The 21253-nt window shown below is 38.5% G+C and carries 20 protein-coding genes, 1 tRNA gene and 1 other RNA gene; all 22 read right to left on the bottom strand.

The window, feature by feature from the left end; all coding sequences use genetic code 11:
* Positions 1–20: 20 nt before the first annotated feature.
* Positions 21–1454, bottom strand: a complete 1434-nt coding sequence (mltG, locus tag ACLRYO_RS01045) for an endolytic transglycosylase MltG (protein WP_413084624.1) — start codon at positions 1452–1454, stop codon at positions 21–23.
* 243 nt (positions 1455–1697) lie between these two features.
* On the bottom strand, positions 1698–1994 hold the full coding sequence (locus tag ACLRYO_RS01040; protein WP_008601328.1) for a DUF1292 domain-containing protein: 297 nt from the start codon (positions 1992–1994) through the stop codon (positions 1698–1700).
* 26 nt (positions 1995–2020) lie between these two features.
* Entirely contained in the window at positions 2021–2440 is a 420-nt protein-coding gene (gene ruvX / locus ACLRYO_RS01035) for a Holliday junction resolvase RuvX (RefSeq protein ID WP_278457575.1), read from the bottom strand.
* Positions 2440–2700 carry an IreB family regulatory phosphoprotein gene (locus ACLRYO_RS01030; protein ID WP_004696366.1) on the bottom strand — a complete coding sequence of 87 codons (261 nt, stop codon included), beginning with the start codon at positions 2698–2700 and terminating at the stop codon, positions 2440–2442. Before ACLRYO_RS01030 ends, ruvX begins: the two co-directional genes overlap by 1 nt.
* A gap of 154 nt (positions 2701–2854) precedes the next feature.
* Positions 2855–5470, bottom strand: coding sequence for an alanine--tRNA ligase (alaS, locus tag ACLRYO_RS01025; protein ID WP_413084623.1), 2616 nt, complete (start codon positions 5468–5470; stop codon positions 2855–2857).
* Positions 5471–5747: 277 nt separating this feature from the next.
* The gene (locus ACLRYO_RS01020; protein ID WP_008714242.1) at positions 5748–6560 is read right to left on the bottom strand and encodes a C40 family peptidase; all 813 of its coding nucleotides are present in this window, start codon (positions 6558–6560) and stop codon (positions 5748–5750) included.
* An 84-nt stretch (positions 6561–6644) separates the two neighbouring features.
* Positions 6645–7655: a glycosyltransferase family 2 protein gene (locus ACLRYO_RS01015; protein WP_278457577.1), complete on the bottom strand. Its 1011-nt coding sequence runs from the start codon at positions 7653–7655 to the stop codon at positions 6645–6647.
* Between the two features lie 376 nt (positions 7656–8031).
* Positions 8032–8409, bottom strand: coding sequence for a hydrogenase expression/formation C-terminal domain-containing protein (locus ACLRYO_RS01010; RefSeq protein WP_004696374.1), 378 nt, complete (start codon positions 8407–8409; stop codon positions 8032–8034).
* 68 nt (positions 8410–8477) lie between these two features.
* Positions 8478–9056: a HyaD/HybD family hydrogenase maturation endopeptidase gene (locus tag ACLRYO_RS01005; RefSeq protein WP_101928400.1), complete on the bottom strand. Its 579-nt coding sequence runs from the start codon at positions 9054–9056 to the stop codon at positions 8478–8480.
* Entirely contained in the window at positions 9049–9858 is an 810-nt protein-coding gene (gene cybH, locus ACLRYO_RS01000) for a Ni/Fe-hydrogenase, b-type cytochrome subunit (RefSeq protein WP_004698529.1), read from the bottom strand. Before cybH ends, ACLRYO_RS01005 begins: the two co-directional genes overlap by 8 nt.
* A 14-nt stretch (positions 9859–9872) precedes the next feature.
* Positions 9873–11774, bottom strand: a complete 1902-nt coding sequence (locus ACLRYO_RS00995; protein ID WP_024061955.1) for a nickel-dependent hydrogenase large subunit — start codon at positions 11772–11774, stop codon at positions 9873–9875.
* On the bottom strand, positions 11774–12913 hold the full coding sequence (locus ACLRYO_RS00990) for a hydrogenase small subunit (RefSeq protein ID WP_413084622.1): 1140 nt from the start codon (positions 12911–12913) through the stop codon (positions 11774–11776). The genes ACLRYO_RS00995 and ACLRYO_RS00990 overlap by 1 nt, the downstream gene beginning before the upstream one ends.
* Positions 12914–13186: 273 nt before the next feature.
* Positions 13187–13516 (bottom strand): thioredoxin family protein, encoded by a 330-nt coding sequence (locus ACLRYO_RS00985; protein WP_004698670.1) that lies wholly within the window; start codon positions 13514–13516, stop codon positions 13187–13189.
* A 57-nt stretch (positions 13517–13573) separates the two neighbouring features.
* Positions 13574–13924, bottom strand: an RNA gene (gene rnpB / locus ACLRYO_RS00980) — RNase P RNA component class A.
* A gap of 49 nt (positions 13925–13973) precedes the next feature.
* Positions 13974–15077: a Nif3-like dinuclear metal center hexameric protein gene (locus tag ACLRYO_RS00975; RefSeq protein WP_413084621.1), complete on the bottom strand. Its 1104-nt coding sequence runs from the start codon at positions 15075–15077 to the stop codon at positions 13974–13976.
* Between the two features lie 15 nt (positions 15078–15092).
* Positions 15093–15824: a tRNA (adenine(22)-N(1))-methyltransferase gene (locus tag ACLRYO_RS00970; RefSeq protein WP_123137833.1), complete on the bottom strand. Its 732-nt coding sequence runs from the start codon at positions 15822–15824 to the stop codon at positions 15093–15095.
* A gap of 237 nt (positions 15825–16061) precedes the next feature.
* A tRNA-Ile gene (locus ACLRYO_RS00965) sits at positions 16062–16136 on the bottom strand.
* Between the two features lie 65 nt (positions 16137–16201).
* On the bottom strand, positions 16202–16765 hold the full coding sequence (folE, locus tag ACLRYO_RS00960; RefSeq protein ID WP_287501481.1) for a GTP cyclohydrolase I: 564 nt from the start codon (positions 16763–16765) through the stop codon (positions 16202–16204).
* 86 nt (positions 16766–16851) lie between these two features.
* Complete coding sequence (locus ACLRYO_RS00955; RefSeq protein ID WP_413084620.1) at positions 16852–17595, bottom strand: radical SAM protein; 744 nt, start codon at positions 17593–17595, stop codon at positions 16852–16854.
* Entirely contained in the window at positions 17582–17920 is a 339-nt protein-coding gene (gene queD / locus ACLRYO_RS00950; RefSeq protein WP_012864569.1) for a 6-carboxytetrahydropterin synthase QueD, read from the bottom strand. Before queD ends, ACLRYO_RS00955 begins: the two co-directional genes overlap by 14 nt.
* 205 nt (positions 17921–18125) lie before the next feature.
* Entirely contained in the window at positions 18126–19286 is a 1161-nt protein-coding gene (gene rpoD / locus ACLRYO_RS00945) for an RNA polymerase sigma factor RpoD (RefSeq protein ID WP_004696398.1), read from the bottom strand.
* Between the two features lie 28 nt (positions 19287–19314).
* Complete coding sequence (gene dnaG, locus ACLRYO_RS00940; RefSeq protein WP_316603701.1) at positions 19315–21087, bottom strand: DNA primase; 1773 nt, start codon at positions 21085–21087, stop codon at positions 19315–19317.
* Between the last annotated feature and the right edge of the window lie 166 nt (positions 21088–21253).

Below are 21253 nucleotides of genomic sequence, written 5' to 3'. Positions count from 1 at the left end.
AGTAGATTAAATCTCCTACATTATCTATTGTTAGTACCACTAGGAACTACCAACGTAGAGCGTTCAGCCGGATTTGCAGATTCTACCTGAATTTGTGGTACTTGTTGTGCATTAGGAATAACGTTCTGCATCGATTCAGGTACAGGTGTCGTCGTTGGTACATACGTATTGGTATTTGTATTATTTCCATAGGATGGAGCAGTTGGCGTAACTTGCGTCGATGATTGATTTTGTGTTGAACCTGGTACAGGATCTGGGACCTCAGCCGCTGGAACTGTAGTTGGTGTGTATTTATAACTAGGTTCTACATCAACATATTGAGAATCTGCTTCCACTGCTTCTGCAGAACTATAATTATAATTAGGCTCTGTAGTCGCTACTGCTACGTCATAGTTAGGACCAGCTTGTGCAGCTACTTCAGTATTAGCAGAAGAATTTTTTACTGTGTCAGCGCCATAAATTTTATTAACCTCTGCTAAATGTTCTTCGTATGATTTAGAGAAGTGATTATGCCCCTCTTTATCTGCTACGAAGTATAAATAATCTGTATTTTCAGAGTGTAATACTGCATCTAAAGCTTTTTTACCAGGGTTTGCAATTGGTCCTGGTGGTAAACCTTTAGATACATATGTATTATATGGGCTTTGTAATTGTGTATCACCAATCGTTACATTTTCCTTTGCATAACCAAGTACATAGGAAATAGTCGCATCAGATTGCAATGGAATACCATGAGCTAGACGCTTTTTAAACACCCCTGCAATGGTTGGACGGTCTGCATCAAATAACGACTCTCGTTCAACGATAGACGCCAAAGTTACAAAGTCATGAATACTCATATGTTGAGCTTGAATTTGTTTCTTCACAGCTGGTGTGAGATAACGATTCATTTCATCAGCCATCATTTGAATAACATCACGAGGTGTAGCCCCTACGGGGATTTCATACGTACTTGGGAACAAGAAGCCTTCTACAGGATATGTAGCAGGTTTTGTACCTTTCATGTATGGGTATGGTACATAAGTTTTAGCTTCAGCCAAGAAGTCCTTCGCCTTCATGATTTGATTCTTTTCAAGAACGATAGCAATATCACCAACTGTATATCCTTCAGGAATTGTAATACGAATAGATTCTACATGACCTTCTTGTAATAAGGAAATGAGTTCGCGCACAGTTACCTTATTAGGTATTTGATAATGACCAGTTTGAAGCTTATCATTGGTGCCACTCAAGTATAACCAGAGCTTAAAGCCCTGAGTTGAGCGAATAAGCCCTCTTTCAAAAAGCATATCTGCAATTTCAGTACCCGTTTGACCTTTTTCAATAACGACTACTTGTGTTCCATCATCTTGAGCAAAGGTATTCGGTACAAAGTACAATGCACCAAGGCCTCCACCAATAATTAATATACCTACAATAACTAGGATCAAAATATATCTTAAGGCTTTTCTCACGTTGTTGAGTTCCTTTCTGTAACATAACAGTATATCAATTCATTATACCATAAACTCTATATTTCCCCTATATAAAAGGGCAATGATTCCGCTTATTCCATTTTATGCAATATATTAATTTTATGTATTTGTTATACCCTTAGCATGAATGAAGTCTCTGCTTTTTACAACAATGATAATGTATAACAAAATAAAAATAGCGCATTGTCCACTGACAACACGCTAAATTTATGCTAAAAACGATTATTCGTCTTCATCCATGTCTTCATACAGTTTTACTAGAGTTTCAAAGTTTTCATCTTCTTCATCCAAAGGTACGTATTCTTCTACGCCTTCTTCATTTGTTTCGATGCGAGCCAAGATCATGTATGTGTCATCTTGACCTTCATGGTCGGCATCTTCATCTTGTACATGTACAAGAACGGCATACTCTTGACCTTCATGGCTCAAGATAACATCTTCTGTGAAGTATTGTTTATTACCATGTTCGTCTTCAAATTCCAAATAATACACTTCACCTTCAAAATTTTGGTCAACCATTGGAAACCCTCCTTAAGGAAAAATACTTATTTATTAAACTGCAAGCGATCTAAATATCCTTGCAAAATTACAACCGCTGCCATTTTATCGATAACAGATTTACGCTTTTTACGGCTCACGTCAGCTGCGATGAGTTGACGTTCAGCCATAACAGTAGATAACCGCTCATCCCAATATGTAAAAGGTAAATCGATGACTTCCTTCATTTTTGCAACGAATTCTTCAGTCTTTTCAGCCCGTTCACCTTTTGTACCATTCATATTTTTCGGCATACCTACCACAAGTTCATGTACTTCATATTCAGAAATGAGTTCTTGTAAGCGATTAAAGTCTTTTTCCAGAGATGTTCTACGAATGGTTTCAATACCTTGTGCAGTCATGAGCAGTGCATCGCTACAGGCAATACCAATAGTACGGCTGCCTACATCTAATGACATAATTCTCATTATAATTGTTTAGCCTTTGCGTATTCTTTCAACAATTCTTCAATCAAGTCATCACGCTCTAAACGGCGGATATCGGAACGCGCATTATTATAACTTGTTATATACGCAGGATCTCCAGAGATTAGATACCCTAAGATTTGATTAATTGGATTGTAACCTTTTTCTTGAATAGATTGATAAACACGCGTAAGCACCTCTTCAGCGGTCATCGGTTCATCGTCTACTTTACGGAATAACATGGTTTCATCTGAAACGTTCATCGTATCCCTCCTTTTTATTACATCGGCAGATTTCACTATACAAGTGAAATCTCACCTACTATTATACTTGAATTAAAGCTACAAAGTCAGTAACTTTTTATGCATTATAAAAAATTTCTATAACAGATACAAGTATAATTATAAAATTATATGCCTATTGTAACATAGATTTTAAGGCTTCACCACCAGCTTTTAATGCTTCCATTAATTTAGCTGGCTCTTTGCCACCTGCTTGTGCCATATCCGGACGGCCACCGCCATTACCTCCAGCTACTTGAGCTGCTGCTTTAACAATATTACCTGCTTTTGCACCTTTAGCAACGACATCTTTAGATACTTTACATACAAAGTTTACCTTATCATCGCCCATAGCAGCGCCTACAAGAACCACACCAGAGCCATTCAATTTATCAAGGCCCATATCAGCTAAATCACGCAATTCATCGATGGAGGACGCCTTTACAGCTGCGGCAACAAATTCAACATCACCTATCACAACTTTACCAGCAACGATGTCAGCTGCACCCGCTGCAGAAACTTCTTTACGAATTTGTTCTAATTCTTTTGCTGTGTCTTTAGCTTCTGTCAACACTTGGTGTAAGCGTTCTTCTATTTGAGGTGCTTTAGTTTTAAGCTCGCTTGCCATGCGTTCAATAGTCAAACGATCTTGTTTTGCTGCATCGAGAGCTGCACGACCTGTAATCGCTTCAATACGACGTACACCAGAACCGATACCAGCTTCAGAAGTTAAACGGAAGGAACTAATGAAAGCTGTGTTGCCTACATGAGAACCACCACATAATTCAACGGAGAAGCCAGGAACCTCTACAACGCGAACTACATCTCCATATTTATCTCCAAAGAGTGCCATCGCACCTTTCGCTTTTGCTTCGTCCATGGACATTTCAGCGATATCTAGGTCCGTAGCTTTTAAAATTTCTTCGTTTACAAGTGCTTCGATTTGATCAAGTTCCTCTTGTGTTACAGGGGAGAAATGAGTGAAGTCAAAACGCAAGTAATCAGGAGTTACTAGAGAACCCGCTTGGTTAACATGCTCGCCAAGAACCTTTTTCAATGCTGCATGTAACAAGTGTGTTGCTGTATGGTTGCGAGCCATTGCTGCACGACGATTTGTATCCACTTCAAGCGTTACATCGTCACCTTCAGAGATAGAACCTTCTATAACAGTACCGATATGATATACAGTACCTTCTGGTAAACGTTTTGTATTATGAACCTCTACCTTACCCATTGGGCCCACGATAAAGCCTGTATCACCTAATTGACCGCCCCCTTCAGCATGGAATGGAGTAGTGCGTACGATAACAGTAATTTCATCGCCATCAGCTGCTGTTTGCAAGCGTTCAGAACCTTTACCAAGCATCAATACGGCGGATGCAGTTTCTGCCTCATCTTCAACAAGTTCTTCATCTTGCAAGAATGTAATGTCTGGTGTTGCTACCTTCGCATCTTCTTTTACACGAGCTTCACGAGCGCGTTCACGTTGTTCTTTCATAGCTGCTTCAAAACCTTCATGGTCGATTGTAAAGCCGCGTTCAGAAGCTATTTCCTCTGTTAATTCCCAAGGGAATCCATATGTATCATATAGTTTAAATACTTCTGTACCAGGAACAACAGTTGCTTTTTCAGCAGCTAATGTATCAATTAAAGAGTTTAACAACTCAAGACCTTGTTCCAATGTTTGGTTAAAGCGTTCTTCTTCGTTTTGTACAACACGTTTAACGAAATCTTGTTTCTCAGCGATGGATTTAATACCAGGTCCTAGAATGTCTACGACTACATCAATAAGAGGTGTTAAGAAGATACCTTCGATACCAAGTAAACGTCCATGACGTACAGCACGGCGTAAAATACGACGCAATACGTAGCCACGACCTTCATTAGACGGTAACACACCATCGGAAATCAATGCTGTGACAGCACGAGCATGGTCAGCAATAACCTTCAAAGAAACATCTGTATTTAGATCTTCATTGTATTTCACTCCAGCCCGTTTTGCAGTGGCTTCAATAATAGGAAAAATCAAATCAGTTTCAAAGTTTGTTTTACAACCTTGTAATACGGAAGCCAATCGTTCAAGACCAGCGCCTGTATCAATGTTTTTGTGTTGTAATGGTTCATAGGAACCATCTGGCATTTTATTAAATTGAGTAAATACTAAGTTCCAGATTTCAAGATAGCGATCGCAGTCACAACCTGGTGCACAATTAGGGTCATCACAACCATGTTCAGGACCTTGGTCGAAGAAGATTTCACTGTCAGGACCACATGGGCCTTCACCAATTTCCCAGAAGTTATCTTCAAGGCGTGTAATATGGCTTTCCTCTACGCCACAATCATTGTGCCATGTATCATACGCTTCTTGGTCATCTGGATATACAGTAACATATAATCTATTTTTATCGAGTTTAATAACTTCAGTTAAGAACTCCCACGCCCAGTGAATCGCTTCTTTTTTGAAGTAATCACCGAAGGAGAAGTTACCAAGCATTTCAAAGAATGTATGGTGACGAGCTGTGCGGCCTACATTTTCAAGGTCACCAGTACGCATACATTTTTGGCTTGTTGTAATACGATGACAAGGAGGTACCAACTTACCTGTAAAGAACGGCTTCAATGGCGCCATACCTGCCCCAATCAATAACAAAGACGGATCGTTTTCTGGTATAAGAGAAAAACTATCTAATTTTAAATGTCCTTTACTTTCAAAAAACTGCAAGTATGCTTGACGCAGTTCATTACCCTTCATGTGTATATTCCTCCTAAAATTATTTACTCTTCATTATAACTCAAAAATGATATAAAATCTATTAAAAACATTGAGATTATGCGGAATTTACGCACTTTCACACCAATTCAAGTAAACCGTAAAAAATATAATTTTAAATCCATATTTTTTACAATAAAAGTAAAGGTCAAATTTAGTCAACGCTAGTTAAATCATAAATAATAAACATAAAAAGAGGTTATACAAATCAACAAAACAAAATTGATTCGTATAGCCTCTTTTATAGCTAGTTATTAAATTAGCGTACAACGCGTTTTGCGCCGATGTAACGTTCACCCCAATAGCCAGTATCAAGATCTGCTACTGCAACACCACGACTGGAAGTGGCGCTGATGAACTTACCATCACCAATATAAATACCGGAGTGAGATGGACCTGGTTCATAGGTTTCGAAGAATACCAAATCCCCCGCTTTCAAGTTCGCACGAGAAACTTCAACACCTACGTTATACTGTTCATCTGCCAAACGCGGTAAAGAAATACCTTGTTTTTCAAATACATATTTAACATAACCGGAGCAGTCAAAGCCACTTGGAGTAGTACCGCCAAATACATAGGGTACACCGCGGTATTTGTCAGCTTCTGCCAAGATTGCGTGAATGCTGCTAGGTGTTTCATTTTTCGTAATATTGTTTAATTTAACGTTCTTGCCATTAATGGATTGACCAGCAATACGACGGGATGTCGCATTACTGTTTGTAAAAGCGGATTTCGTTGCTACTGCTTTAGTCGCTGCATTTTGAGTCAATACTGCCTTCGTAGAACGAGGAGCACCCATCAATGCGTTATACGTAGCAGGACCTACGATACCATCCACTGGAAGGCCACGATCTTGTTGGAACAAACGAACTGCCCACTTCGTTTCCTTACCATATACACCATTTTTATCTGTAGCATTATAGCCGTGTTTAATTAGTTGTTGTTGAACCGCTGTAACACTTTTGCCCTTATCACCATATTGTAATGTTGTTGCGCCAACCATGGCTGTTGTGGCACACACAAAAGTTAATGTTAATGCCGTTATTTTAACCTTACTATATTTTGACTTCATATGCTTCCTTTCCAAAAAACTTTTAAAGTAAGTTATTTATTCAAAATATACTAACCGTCTATTTATTTGCATTCACAAATACAGCTAGTCTTCTTTGCTCTTGTTGGTATAAGCCTCTGGTGCCATAAAAACATCTGCACTGCTTGGTCCGAGTAACGGAGCCTCTTCATGCTCTTCAAAATTTATAGCTGACTTAACCCAATACAAAGGCCGTTGCTTCACCTCTTCAAAAATACGACCTACATACTCGCCAATAATCCCCAGTCCGACGAGTTGAATTCCACCAATAAACAAGATTGATACGCCCAAGGTTGTCCACCCATTCAAAGCTTGTCCTGTAAGATATACATACAAAAGATGTAAGATGAGCAAAAAACTCATTCCACCACAAAGTACACCTACATACAAGGCCGCCCGTAAAGGCACCCTTGAAAAAGCGGTTACACCATCGAGAGCAAATCGAATCATTTTACGCACACTAAACTTTGAGACACCTGCAAATCGAGGTGGTGCCACAAAGTGCAACTCTGCTTGTCTATACCCTAAGGCGCCGACAATACCGCGCAAAAATCGACCATGTTCTCTAAATCGTTTCAACGTGCCCAATGCTTTACTATTCATGAGGCGGAAATCGGACCCACCTTCAACAATAGGAACATCGGCCATTTTGTTCATCAATTTGTAATAATACTTAGACGTGAAAGATTTAGCCCAACTAGCGTCATCAGTTGAATCGCGTATGGTACGCACCACATCATACCCTGATTCCCACAATCGAACTAGTTCAGGAATCAATGCAGGTGGATGCTGCATATCACCGTCCATTGTAATGACTGCATCGCCATGAGCATAATCAAGTCCACATGTAAGTGCCGTTTGATGCCCAAAGTTACGAGCCAGCAATAACACTTTGACATATTTATCATTGAATGCAATTTCACGCAGTATCATAGCTGACGAATCACTAGATCCATCATCCACGAAGATTAATTCATAATCATACGTGAGACCTGACATAACATCAGTTACAGCTTTATAAAAGTTCGCTATATTTTCCTCTTCGTTATATACAGGCACTACAATAGAAAGTAACATAAATCCTCCAAAGTATTTTACTCACATATTTTATGTTAATTAGTAAATTAAGGCAAATGCTAAAGGTTAACAATAGGCCTAATAATGTTTATAAAGCCAGTAAATAAGCTATTTCTCTGTAAAACACCAATGAAACACTTCATTTATCCTTTATATAAGCTAAACGAATTAATTTCATATAAATTTATTCGTAAAACTACTTAATAAAGTAATTTATAAAAAATATTTATTTTATTAATATAGAAACAAATATGATTATTTCTGGCTTTATCAACTATTAATCAAAAATATATATGAATTTTTATCATAAAATTATCAAAAACGCCTAATTTCATCTATCTTTCATGAAAAAGAGACCCGTTAAGGGTCTCCTTTACTATAATCCAGCAGCATCAATCCAAGATTGTAAATCTTCCTCCGCCAGTTCCATATCTTCTATATAAGCACCAGCTACAACTGGATATTTAGCGACCTCTACTGTATGTAAAATGGAATCATCGCGACCATTTTTATAAGTCCCAATCCAGATTCCAGAAAATTGTGATTCATACCATTCTACAGGTTGATCAGTTTCATTAAAGTTAATCGTAATATGACCGCGTCCAAGTGTTTCTAATACTTCAACTTGTTCTTCCTCTGTTAAACCTGTTTTTTCAATATAAATCGAATATGTCTCACCATTTTCACGCAAATTCTTTAGAGCCAAACGCAACTCATTTAAAACGGCGCGAACATTACCATAATTTTCAATCATAAATACTCCTATACAGAAACTATCTTTACATTCTATAAGCTATCTATACATTATATGAAATTTCCACTTTATGCTTTAGGCTCAACTGTTACGCCCCATTCTCGTAGGACATGCAAAATACGTTTTTTAACCTCAGGCAAGGCACATTGTACCGGCTCGCTAGGTTCAAAACCAATTTCCAATGATTCCGGTTCTACACCAATAACCACTGCATCTTCTAATGGATCGTCTTGAATAGCACGGATGCGTAAAATATCTTGCATTCCTACTTCATGTACAGAAATATGTTCCGTAAAATATTGTTCCAATTCCTTATGAGGAAATTCATATATAGTTCCTGGAGCATCTCCACCATTAATAGCGTCTACAAGAAGAATTTTCTTCATACCACGCATATACGTGAGTAATTCCATCCCCATAGTGCCACCATCAATAATGGAAATTGCAGGTGTAAATGTGAAAGATTCTTTCAATTCTTTTACTACATGAACACCTAATCCCTCATCGGTAAGCAAAATATTACCGACTCCAAGTAGGACAATTTCATTATCTCCATCATCATAAAGGCTGTTTAAATCAATACGCGGACCCTCTGAGTCCGCGTATTGTTTCAAGCCACTGATGATATCAGTACTTGTATTAGTCATTTTCTTGTAATTCTCTTTCTCTAGGATCATTAGGATCACTTGGACGATATGTAGTACCAGATGGTTTATCAATACGTTCCCCACGACGGCGTTTACCATTGAGATCTTCAATATCAATTGGGTCATGAGCGTAATATTTCATACCCGAAACCATAGCAGATACTTCGCCGGATTCCTCCATAACGTCTTCTCGGAATGCCATATACACATGAACAATAGTAAAGAACAAGAATCCCCACGCAATGTAGTGATGGATAACATGGACTTTATATTCACCACCAAATAATGTAATCACTGGTGCAAATAAAGTTCCTAGAATACCATTAGGATTAACCATCGAATACATTGCAAAACCCGTTAAGATTTCAAAGAAGAACATAATGTATACCATCATATACGCAGTTCTAGCTAAGGAATTACGAAGCCAATGATGTTCATGTTTTTGAGGAATCATTAAATAGTGCAATGTTGTTTCTTTAAGACCGTACCAATACCGTTTTTGACGGAATTTAGGTAATAATCTATCCCCTCGGTTCCAAAGAGCGCCTGCAAAACGGAAGATAAAGGAGAATGTTAAGATAACACCTGCAATGAAATGAATACGCCGCATAGTTTCCATAGAGAACCAGCCATCAATAGCAAAAGTTGGTTCAGGGTTACCCGTAATCGCAGCAAAGCCTGGATCACCAATATATAGTCCTGTCCAGAATAAAGCCGTTACACTAAGCACCATAGTCCAGTGGAATATGCGCAGCCATAGACTAAATACGACATACGCCTTTTTGTCAGTATGTATTAACATAAGCCCACCACCCTTTATTTACACAATGCATCTGTATTGACGGAAACAATTTTTTCGCCTTTTTTATTGTATAAATGGGTTGCACATGCGAGGCATGGATCAAAGGAGTGAATTACCTTCAAAATTTCAAGTGGTTTATCTGCAATTTTTACATGTGTATCAATCATGGAATCTTCATAGGCACCATGTTCATTAGCTGCAGTTTTAGGGCACGCATTCCATGTAGATGGTACGATACATTGATAGTTTGCAGAACGACCATCTTTAATATGTATCCAATGCCCCAAACCACCACGAGGCGCATCTACAAGGCCAACACCTTTAGCATCTTTATCCCATGTGTTTGGCTCAAATTTAGTCATATCCGCTACTGTAGTATCACCATTTTTGATATTAGATACAAGTTTGTTAAAGAAATATTGGCTAATATTTGCCGCTACTTGTGCATCAAGGCCACGACATGCCGTACGTCCCACCATAGTAGTCATCCATACATGAGCTGGTACACCCAATACTTGTGATACTGTATCTATTTGACGAACAATCATAGATTCAGCCCAAGTTGGGTCTTTGATTATGCCTTGTTTTACCTTTGTATACACAACAATATATTTTGCTAATGGACCAACCTCTGCAGTTTTCCCTTTGAAAGTTGGAGATTTAATCCAAGAGTATTTTTTATCTTCATCAAGGAATTCCCATTTTTCTTTTGTACCAGATTTAGGACCCGTAAATTTAGGATCAGTAACACCTTCAATAGGATGAAGTGTTTTTGTTCCGTCCGGGTATGTAAACCAGGAATGATCAACCTCTTCACTAAGATATTGAGGATCCATAAAATCCTTACCTTCTAATGGGATAAAGGTTGCTTTATCTACACCTAACGCAAAATTTTCAACGACGCCATTGGAACGAACAATACATTTCTTATGATAGTCACCATTAGAAGTGCCTGTGTAAGTATCATCTGGATAATCACCATAAGACATAACACGTTTCTTCGCAAGCCCACCACCATCAATCATACCTTTTTCTACATAGATTTTGCCAATAGCTAGTAAATCTGGTAAATAAAAATTATCTACTAAGTCTTTAGCTAATGCAATAGATTGTTCAACAGCTCCTAGGCGTTGTGTATTGATAGGTGCATTCATATCATTCATCGAGATAGAACATGGCATGCCACCTACAATGTAATGAGGATGAGGGTTTTTACCACCAAATACAACGTGAGGAATTACAATATCCCGTTGACGGTCAAGAATATTCAAGTAATGGGATACAGCCATCAAATGAACCTCTGGTGGCAACAAATTATAATCAGGATGATCCCACCATTGCGCAGAGAAAATACCTAATTGACCAGATTCAACTATTTTCTTAACCTTTTGCTGTACAGCCGTAAAGTAGGCTGTAGTAGCCTTAGGAAACTCTTTAGGATAAGCAGAGTCTTTGGATGCTGTTTCAGCAGGTGCTAAACCGCTTACATTATATGTAGCCAATACATCATTTTGTAATTGTGCGGTTTTAGCAGGGTCGGCACTAAGAGCTGCTACCGGGCTAACCCAGTCAAGGGCATGTAAATGATAGAAATGCACAATATGATCATGCACATCTAGACTACTATGCATAATATTACGTATATAGTTTGCATTTTTAGGAATTGTAATACCAAGCGCATCTTCAACAGCTCTTAACGAAGCCAAGGCATGTGTTGTAGTACATACACCACAAATACGTTGTACGAACGCCCAAAGGTCACGAGGATCGCGGTCTTTAGCAACAAGTTCGATACCGCGCCAAGCAGTACCAGAAGACAATGCATCCTCTACTTTACCACTCGCTTCATCAACTTTTATTTCAACCCGTAAATGACCTTCAATACGGGAAATCGGATCTACTACTACGCGTTTCATTAGTGACCTCCTCCATTATTATGTTTCTTTTCATCCCATAAGCCTTGTTCTTTTAAGCGTTTTTCTTCTTTCATATCAAGAATTTTATTACGCGTAAGAGTTGCAGCACCATGAACGATAACTGCTGCAGTAGCACCAACAGCAGCTACTGTACCGATTGTATCAGCAGTCGTGATGGTATTAGCCAATGGAATATCTGGTAAACGTTTGTAGAATACGTCATTATCCCAGAAGCCTTTTTCAGAGCAACCAATACAACCGTGACCGGATTGAATTGGATAGGATAAACCATTCCACCAACGTAAGTTACCACAAGAATTATATGTTTGAGGTCCACGACAACCTACTTTATACAAGCACCAACCAGATTTGGATGCATCGTCGTCGAATTTTTCAACGAAGAGTCCAGAGTCAAAGAAGGCACGACGGTAGCATGTGTCGTGAATACGATTACCATAAAATTGTTTAGGACGGCCTTGAGAATCAAGAGGTGGAATTTGACCGAATAATGCATAGTGCATGATTACGCCAGTCATAACCTCTGGAATTGGAGGACAACCAGGGACCTTAATAATTGGCTTGCCAGATACAACGGAAGATACAGAAACTGTATTTGTTGGATTTGGTTTTGCCGCCTGTATACCGCCCCAAGAAGCACAAGAACCATATTCTATAATCGCCGCAGCTCCTTTAGCTGCTTCTAATAGGGATTCTTTAAATGTACGTCCACCTACTGTGCAATAAACACCATCTTCATCAAGTGGTACGCCACCTTCAACAGCCAAGATATATTTACCGGCTTTTTCTTTGATGATTTTTTCTAAATGTTCCTCTAATGGTGCACCAGACGCTGCCGCCAAAGTATCATCATATTCAAGAGAAATCATGTTCAAAATAACATCAGAAGTAAAGGGAGAGGATGAACGGATAAAAGATTCACTACAACCAGTACATTCATGACCATGCAACCAAATCACTGTAGGTAATTCAGTTATTTCGGCAGCCTTAACAACGGTGTCTAACATCGTTGGAGGTAGTCCTAAAATAGCAGTGAGTGCTACACAGGATTTCATAAATGTTCGTCGACTCAAACGGCGTTCTTGGAAGAGTGTCCACAAACTATTTATACGATTCTTCATGGAATATAGCCTCCTTACAACAACTTTGCGCAATATAATTATATTACTTAATAAACTACAACGTTTATGACGGAAATCATTTTATTAGCGTCCTCTATCACTTTGAAGAAGTTCAACCAACATGATGACAATCATATTTTTACTATTTTATTATATCACTTAACATTTTTGAAAACTATGAAATTTAACAAAAAAGCTGTATATAAGAAATTAACTTTTCTTATATACAGCCTCATGTTATTCATTTCCTAAGAATTCCTAGTTATTAATTAATCAGATAACTTCCTTTATTAGAGACTCAAGCATATCTGCTTTTTTATAGCCCACAAGGGAATCGAGCATTTTGCCATCGCGGAAGAATACTAAGGATGGAATACCATCAACATCTTCTTTTAACAAAATACCGCGAAGATTTTTATCTTCTGCATTAACACTAAAGAATTCTACTTGACCTTTTAAACGCTCTGCTACGTCTTCAATCTCTGGGCGCATAACAGTGCATGGTTCGCACCAACCAGCCCAAAAATCAACAATAGCTAAACCTTTAGCGCCAAGCACTTTCTCATCAAATTCTTGTACACTAGTAATTGCTGTAATTGCCATGAAGTTCTCCTAACAAAGATCTACAATCTTATATACTATCAATTATATGTTAAATATAGAAGCAAGCAATCAATAAGCCGAGTTCTGTTCCGCTTGCGCGGTGACGATTATCTTTCTAGGCGTACAGTCGCCTGCACGCTCGAGCGACACAACCCGGAAGGTAGGCGGGACCACCCTTAACCCTTCCCTATTCGGTCTTGCTCCGGATGGGGTTTACCGAGCCAGCCTGTTACCAGACTGCTGGTGAGCTCTTACCTCACCTTTCCACCCTTACCACTTACGTGGCGGTTTCCTTTTCTATGGCACTTTCCCTAAGGTTACCCTCGCCAGACGTTATCTGGCATCCTGCCCTATGGAGCTCGGACTTTCCTCGAGTCTTATAGACTCGCAACCGTCTTTCATACTTGCTTCAATTCAGTTTATCATAGCTAACAATTTGTTGCAAGAAAATGCATCATTACACAAAGAAGAAATCATTTTGTTCTGTGAAAGCTTTCACAGGAACAGTAAGCCCTGCAGAGATTAAATAGTCACGTAAACCATGTGCCACTATAGACTCAGTTCCAAAATGCCCCGCATCAACTACGAGTAAGCCTAATTCCTTAGCCATTTGCGCCTCATGATACTTCACATCACCTGTAATATAGGCATCTACATGTAACCGGGCAGCATCCTTAATAAATTCTGCACCTGCACCAGAGCATAGAGCAATGGATTGAATCGCTTTCGGCACAATACCAGCAAAACGAATGTTAGCATCAGGCAACGCTTCTTGTACCCACTCACGGAAAGAATCTAAGTTTAATGCATTAGGCAAGCGACCTACCCGTCCTAGATATTGAGTTGAACTAGTAGGCTCGACTATATTCAAAACCTCATAAGCAACTTCTTCATATGGATGAGCAGCTTTCATAGCCGCTACGACTTTGCTTAAATGCGTACCATCAACGATAGCATTCACTTGTACCTCAGGAACCACTGTCAAAGCGCCAGCTGCCCCAATGACAGGATGAGAATCTTCATTACCAACAAAGCGTCCTTCCCCATGGATACTGAAACTACAATGCTCGTAATTGCCAATTCGGCCTGCCCCTGCATCGCCCATCGCCAAATGAACCGCATCAGCCGAGCTTTCAGGTACAAAGGTGGTCACCTTATAAAGCGCCTCTTCACCAGTTTTAATGAAGCCCTTAATATCTATAAGTCCCAATTGCTTCGCCAACATATCATTGAGACCGCCTGGAGCGATATCAAGATTTGTATGAGCACTATATACGGCAATCTTATGTTGGATCAGCTTATTAATCGTACGCCCTTGAGCAGTATCACATGATATCTGTTTCAACCCTTTAAAGATTAATGGGTGGTGGCTAACAATTAAATTACAATTTTGTTCAATAGCATATTCTACGGTTTCTTCTGTTACGTCTAACGTAGTCACTACACCTGTAACAACTACATTCCGATCGCCCACCATTAAACCTACATTATCCCAAGACTCTGCATAAGAACGCGGTGCTAATTGCTCCATCAAGGTAATAACTTGTTGAACCGTTATCATACAACTCACTTCTTTCTATTTATTCTCTAAAAGATTACGAAGAAAATTAACTTCCTGCTCTAAATCCTGATATTTATCAGTATGATTTAATTTCTCTGTCATATCATCTAATGCACATTGTCGTTGATATATTAAATACTCTATATATTTCATCCAAAGTGGTGGTCTATCTTGTTCCAATAAAGCCCCTACAGACCACAACAAGGAGTCTTCCGGTAACGATTGATAAATATCTACATATTCAGTCATACCTGTATAAGCTTCCACGCAGTCATTGCGCACGGCTAAAAATGCTGTATAGAGCTTACCAGCATCTTCTACGATGATTTCTAGAACGATAACATATCCCTTTTGAACCATATATTGACGTAATTCTTTTTGTCCATTCTGTGGTTGGAGTACATAGAACTCTAATGGTTCTGGGCCTGCATCTACAATATCCCGCATTAAAAATCCACCCATACCACAACAAATGGCGCCGTTCAACTCGCCCTTTTCTGTCACTTTAAGACCATCGCCTAAACGACAATCTACTTTATCGGCTAGTCCACAAGACTCAACATATGATCTTGCAGACTCTAACGGACCTTTATGTACATCACCGGCAATGACATATTCAGCGCGTTGACGGTTGATGAGCTCTACCGCTAAATAGCCATGATCGGTACCGATATCGGCAATGGCATGAGCCTTTGGTACGATTGAGAATACCGCTTCTAGGCGGTCCATCATAGGTCTAGGTTCCATAACATCCTCTACTATTACTAATTATATATTACTAACTATTCATTCTTAATTCTTAATTATTTATTCTTGATTATTTTTTGCTTATTTTATGCTTATTTATTTGCATATTTGTTCTCGTTTATTTATTTCTAAACATAATACTATTCAAAAATAAGCTTTGTTAAGTTACAAAAATAAATGATTTACATATAAAAATAACCGCCCTTGAAATCTCAAGGACGGTAGATATCAACATAATGGTGGGCCCACCTGGGATCGAACCAGGGACCGACCGGTTATGAGCCGGTTGCTCTACCCCTGAGCTATAGGCCCTCAGTTAGTTTCTAGCCTATTAATTATACCGAATAGACTATCATTTAGTCAAGGCAACTCAAATCTTAAGACTGTTTCATTAGCATAAAACGGTGAATCATATGATCTTCGTTAAATACGCCTTTAGTAGTTAGTGTAGTCGTTTGGCTATCTGTAGATTTAATGCCTCTTGCACTCATGCAGCTGTGGGACGATATAATGTGCACAATAACATCATCAGACCCTGTCGCTAAAGAAATTACTTCCGCAATATCTTCACCAATTTTTTCTTGCAATTGTAAACGCTTGCAACACATTTCAGCTATGCGAGGAATCTTAGATAAACCTATGACACGACCTTTTGGTATATACCCAATACTGATACTCATATCATACATCAATGCCATATGATGTTCACAATGAGAGAAGCAAGTAATATCCTTTACTACTACCATTTGATTTGTATCTACAGCGAAGGTTTTACCATACATTTCTGCAATTTCAGCATTTGTATACTGAATGCCTTCATATACCTCTTCCATCATTTGAGCCACCCGTTTCGGTGTTTCTAACAAACCGTCCCGATTAGGATCCTCACCTAATGCTTCTAACAACTGATATATAAGTGATTCTATTTTTTTTGTATCCATATTTACCCCTTTATATCAAGATTCCATCAGACCTCATATCATACTATGCATTAGAAAAGATACTGACACTACACATCCTAACAATACTATACACCCTTTGCATCTGGATCCCAGACAAATTTATGGATTTGCAGTTGAAATCGTACATTCTGTAAATTATATGCTTTCATATAATCGATAATCGATGCCGGCTCAATCTGTCCCCATACAGGCGATACATATATTTGAGCCACTGTAGGATATTGTTCAATTATGCGACGCATACAATCCAAATCTTCTGGGGAGCCAACGACAAACTTTATGAGATCTCGTTCTGTAGCCACCTTGAATATATCTACATTCATAGACTCTTCGGCTAAAGAGGACGGTGTTTTATAATCATAGGTAAACCACACATTATCTCTGTGAAAGCTCGGTATAATCGTGCCATTTGTTTCAATATTGAAATCATAAAGGCTATCATTAAGCATCTCTCGTTTATCAAATTTATCTATATCAATAATACAAGTTGAACCAGCTTGACCTGATGTATTATCCTGCATTGTTTCAGCCTTACGACGATTTAACTCATCGATTAGCTCTACTACAGCGGCTTCTTGCAATAAGGGCTCCCCACCAGTAATAGTAATGCGATGATTACCTAAGCTTTCAATAACATTCGCCACCTCAGCTACAGTCATCTCTGTGAAAACACTATCAATGCCGTAGCTATAAGTCGTGTCGCAATAGGAACAGCGAATATTGCAATCATGAAGGCGTAAAAATGTAGTCAGCAAGCCTTGCCGACTACCTTCCCCATCAATAGAGGCAAAAATCTCAATCACGTTCATAAATAGCTGTGTTCCCTTCAGATTCTTGAACCTCTACTTTAAAGCATTTTGGGCCCAATTCATCAGCGATCCATTTTGCCATATTCTCCGCAGTAGGATTTATATCGCCTAGTACATCGTTGATATGGCGATGGTCCAATCGACCATGAATTTTTTCTTTAATAATCGTAAAGTCGATGACCATCCCATTATGATCTAACTCTTCAGAACGTGCATGAACTGTAATAATCCAATTATGCCCATGAAGATTTTGACATTTACTCGGATAATCTAGTTGTAATTGATGAGATGCACTCACCTCTAACCGTTTAGTAACTGTAAACATTATATCTCCTATCTATTACATAAGCTTTCAACTTATATCTATTACATAAAACTTATCGCTATTACATGAAACGCTTGTCTATTACGTAAGTCTTATCATAAATTACTTTTTATTGTAAGATATTACCATTCTTTATTATAACACAAAAGGGTTGTAATACAGTGCTATACAACACTGCATTACAACCCTTAAGAGATTCAAAATCTTATAAGAAGTCTTTGATTTTATCACGTTTACCGCGGTTGCGCAATTTAGTAAGCGCTTTACCTTCAATCTGACGAATACGTTCTCTTGTTACATTGAAATGTTGACCAACTTCTTCCAATGTGCGAGGCTTACCATCCTTCAACCCAAAACGTAAAATCAATACTTGTTGCTCACGATCAGTTAAGCATGTAAATACATCTTCAATCTGCTCTTGCAATAAAATGTAGCTAGCTGCATCGTCTGGAGCAATTGCATCTTGGTCCTCGATGAAGTCCCCTAAATGGGAATCTTCCTCTTCACCAATCGGAGTTTCCAAGGATACTGGCTCTTGGGCGATCTTTTGAATTTCACGTACCCGCTCTACAGTAATTCCCATACCTTCAGCAATTTCTTCTGGCAATGGCTCACGACCCTTGTCTTGCAACAATTGTCTAGAAATACGAATCAATTTATTAATTGTTTCTACCATATGTACAGGAATACGAATCGTACGAGCTTGGTCTGCAATAGCACGCGTAATCGCTTGACGAATCCACCATGTAGCATACGTCGAAAATTTATAACCTTTAGTATAATCGAATTTATCTACCGCTTTAATCAGACCTAGGTTACCTTCTTGGATTAGATCCAAGAACAACATACCGCGACCTACATAACGTTTCGCGATACTTACAACTAATCGCAAGTTAGCATCTACCAATTTTTTCTTAGCCTTTTTGCTAAGTTGAATATCTTTATATGTAGCATCCTCTTGTGCACCAGCTTCGATTTGCTTAGCTAATACGATTTCTTCGTCAGCTGAAAGCAATGGTACGCGACCAATCTCTTTTAGGTACATTCGTACAGGGTCATCAATATTAACACCAGAATCAACACTTAAATCGATAGAAATTTTCTTCTCGCTAGAAACTTCGTCTTCATCTTCATCCGTTTCAATTGTATGACTATCTGTATCATCAGCATCAATATCTGCCACAATCTCAACATTCAATTTACCCAAAGTCGTATAAATATCATCTAATTGTTCCGCAGTAATTTCCGTCTGCTCATGAAGAGCATCTGAAATCTCGGATTGTGTCAACACACCGCTCTTACGGCCTTTTTCAAGAAGTTGCTCAACAATCTCCTCTATTTGACTTTTTTGTACTTTCTTAGCCACAGCGCTCTCCTTTTTAACCATTAATGATTTACTTAGACCATTCTCTAATTAAATTCTGTATTTCCTGACACTTATGTAATTCGCTAATAAACGTCGAATCTCCTGCTCGTTTTAATTGATCCGCCATAATTGAATGCGCTTTATACTGCTCACGCAATGAATGGAGCCTTATCTTGCGGATTAATGCAGGCACTTGTACCTTGTATTCATCGTCACTCATGACGACCAACCTAGAGTAAATATCGTATTCTTGAGAAGATAAAACAGATTGAATTGCAGTTTCATCTAGACGACCTTCGGACTTATACAAGGTGAATAGCTTTTCTATTATACCTCGATATTCAATTTTTTCAAAGTCCTCTAATGGCAAATAGCTCATCATATGTTGTAATACTTCGCCATCTGTGAAAGCTAAGGACAATAATTTTTCCGCATCCCCCTTTGGTAAATCCTGTGTTGGCAAAGGTGTTGATGCAGTATCCACTAATTCAATTTGTCCTTTTTTCACATAATCTCTAAAGTATCTAAAAATAGTACTATTATCAAGCCATAATGGCAATGCCAATGTTTTTAAAGCATCATCTCTCTGTGTTTGACTATCTATATTTGCAATATATGGGAAAACATCTGCCATAACAGCCTGCTTCCCTTCTGTATCATTTGTATCGTGTTTAATCAAAGACTCACTTAATAGATAATCAAGAGGTTTAACAGCTTTAGCAACTAACTCCTTAAATGCCTGTCCCCCATGATTACGCACATAATCATCTGGATCTTTACCGTCTGGCATGGCAAGGACACGCACCTTAAAATCCGTATTTTGCAATAATTCAATAGCCCTAGCAGCCGCTTGACGACCAGCACCATCCATATCATAAGCTAACACGATTTCTTCAGCTTGCCTCATCAAGATATGCCCATGATCTCTTGTATAAGCAGTCCCCAATGATGCGACTACATTAGTAACACCATGATTATGAGCGGATATAACATCCATATAGCCTTCTACAAGAATAGCTTGTTTTTCCTCACGAATAGATTTATAAGCCTTATCAAAGGCAAATAAGAGTTTACCTTTTTCAAAGATTGATGACTCTGGAGAGTTTAAATATTTTGGTGTACTATCATCCATAACGCGTCCACCAAAAGCAACTACTCGCCCTTTACCATCCATAATGGGGAACATAATTCTATTTCTGAAGAAATCATAAAATTGACCCTTTTGGTTCTTTCGGACAAGATTCAACTCTAAAAGAATGGAATCATCAATGCCACGCTCATGAAAGGCACGATATAACTTATCCCAACCATCAGGAGCAAAACCAAGCTTAAATATTTCTATGGTCTCTTGTGTGAGCCCTCGCTTTTTCAAATAATCTAATCCCACTTTACCAATAGACGTTTGAGTGAGACAATTATGGAAAAAGGTAGCCGCTAAATCAGAAGCTTCATACAGTTTTTTGCGTCTTTCATCTCTAGCTCTTTGTTCAGGTGAAAGTTTCGCCTCTGGCAATGGAATATTAGCTCGATTAGCTAGCCGCTCTAGGGCTTCTACAAAGGTTAAATGCTCTAATTCCATAAGAAATTTAATAGCATTTCCTGATGCATGGCACCCAAAGCAATAATAAAAACCCTTTTCAGGGGCTACACTAAAGGATGGCGTTTTTTCATTATGAAATGGACAACAACCCCAATAGTTCTTGCCGCGTTTCTTTAAGGCTACATGCTCGGATACAACTGACACGATATCATTAGCATCTTTGATTTGTTCAATCAACTCATTTTCAAAATATCGGCTCATAGCCAACGCCTCCTTCCCCATATATATATTAATTCTATATACAAATAAAAAATCCTCTATTTGTAAAGCATTTTAATCAATTAAATTATTAAAAAAGTATAAATAACTTGATACGAATCATAGGAATCATCATCTACAACGCAATGTAAATGATGATTCCTATACG

It is taken from the genome of Veillonella parvula, assembly GCF_047241225.1.
GTDB classification, from domain to species: Bacteria; Bacillota; Negativicutes; order Veillonellales; family Veillonellaceae; genus Veillonella; species Veillonella parvula_O.
Note: the sequence above shows the minus strand (reverse complement) of the source record. Positions and strands in the feature narration are given on the sequence as shown.

What these genes read in the sequence shown, in the direction of transcription:
- ACLRYO_RS01040 (WP_008601328.1), bottom strand. Translation starts at nt 1,994, where the DNA reads ATGGTTGACCAAAATTTTGAAGGTGAAGTGTATTATTTGGAATTTGAA.
- ruvX (WP_278457575.1), bottom strand. Translation starts at nt 2,440, where the DNA reads ATGAGAATTATGTCATTAGATGTAGGCAGCCGTACTATTGGTATTGCC.
- ACLRYO_RS01030 (WP_004696366.1), bottom strand. Translation starts at nt 2,700, where the DNA reads ATGAACGTTTCAGATGAAACCATGTTATTCCGTAAAGTAGACGATGAA.
- alaS (WP_413084623.1), bottom strand. Translation starts at nt 5,470, where the DNA reads ATGAAGGGTAATGAACTGCGTCAAGCATACTTGCAGTTTTTTGAAAGT.
- ACLRYO_RS01020 (WP_008714242.1), bottom strand. Translation starts at nt 6,560, where the DNA reads ATGAAGTCAAAATATAGTAAGGTTAAAATAACGGCATTAACATTAACT.
- ACLRYO_RS01015 (WP_278457577.1), bottom strand. Translation starts at nt 7,655, where the DNA reads ATGTTACTTTCTATTGTAGTGCCTGTATATAACGAAGAGGAAAATATA.
- ACLRYO_RS01010 (WP_004696374.1), bottom strand. Translation starts at nt 8,409, where the DNA reads ATGATTGAAAATTATGGTAATGTTCGCGCCGTTTTAAATGAGTTGCGT.
- ACLRYO_RS01005 (WP_101928400.1), bottom strand. Translation starts at nt 9,056, where the DNA reads ATGACTAATACAAGTACTGATATCATCAGTGGCTTGAAACAATACGCG.
- cybH (WP_004698529.1), bottom strand. Translation starts at nt 9,858, where the DNA reads ATGTTAATACATACTGACAAAAAGGCGTATGTCGTATTTAGTCTATGG.
- ACLRYO_RS00995 (WP_024061955.1), bottom strand. Translation starts at nt 11,774, where the DNA reads ATGAAACGCGTAGTAGTAGATCCGATTTCCCGTATTGAAGGTCATTTA.
- ACLRYO_RS00990 (WP_413084622.1), bottom strand. Translation starts at nt 12,913, where the DNA reads ATGAAGAATCGTATAAATAGTTTGTGGACACTCTTCCAAGAACGCCGT.
- ACLRYO_RS00985 (WP_004698670.1), bottom strand. Translation starts at nt 13,516, where the DNA reads ATGGCAATTACAGCAATTACTAGTGTACAAGAATTTGATGAGAAAGTG.
- ACLRYO_RS00975 (WP_413084621.1), bottom strand. Translation starts at nt 15,077, where the DNA reads ATGATAACGGTTCAACAAGTTATTACCTTGATGGAGCAATTAGCACCG.
- ACLRYO_RS00970 (WP_123137833.1), bottom strand. Translation starts at nt 15,824, where the DNA reads ATGGAACCTAGACCTATGATGGACCGCCTAGAAGCGGTATTCTCAATC.
- folE (WP_287501481.1), bottom strand. Translation starts at nt 16,765, where the DNA reads ATGGATACAAAAAAAATAGAATCACTTATATATCAGTTGTTAGAAGCA.
- ACLRYO_RS00955 (WP_413084620.1), bottom strand. Translation starts at nt 17,595, where the DNA reads ATGAACGTGATTGAGATTTTTGCCTCTATTGATGGGGAAGGTAGTCGG.
- queD (WP_012864569.1), bottom strand. Translation starts at nt 17,920, where the DNA reads ATGTTTACAGTTACTAAACGGTTAGAGGTGAGTGCATCTCATCAATTA.
- dnaG (WP_316603701.1), bottom strand. Translation starts at nt 21,087, where the DNA reads ATGAGCCGATATTTTGAAAATGAGTTGATTGAACAAATCAAAGATGCT.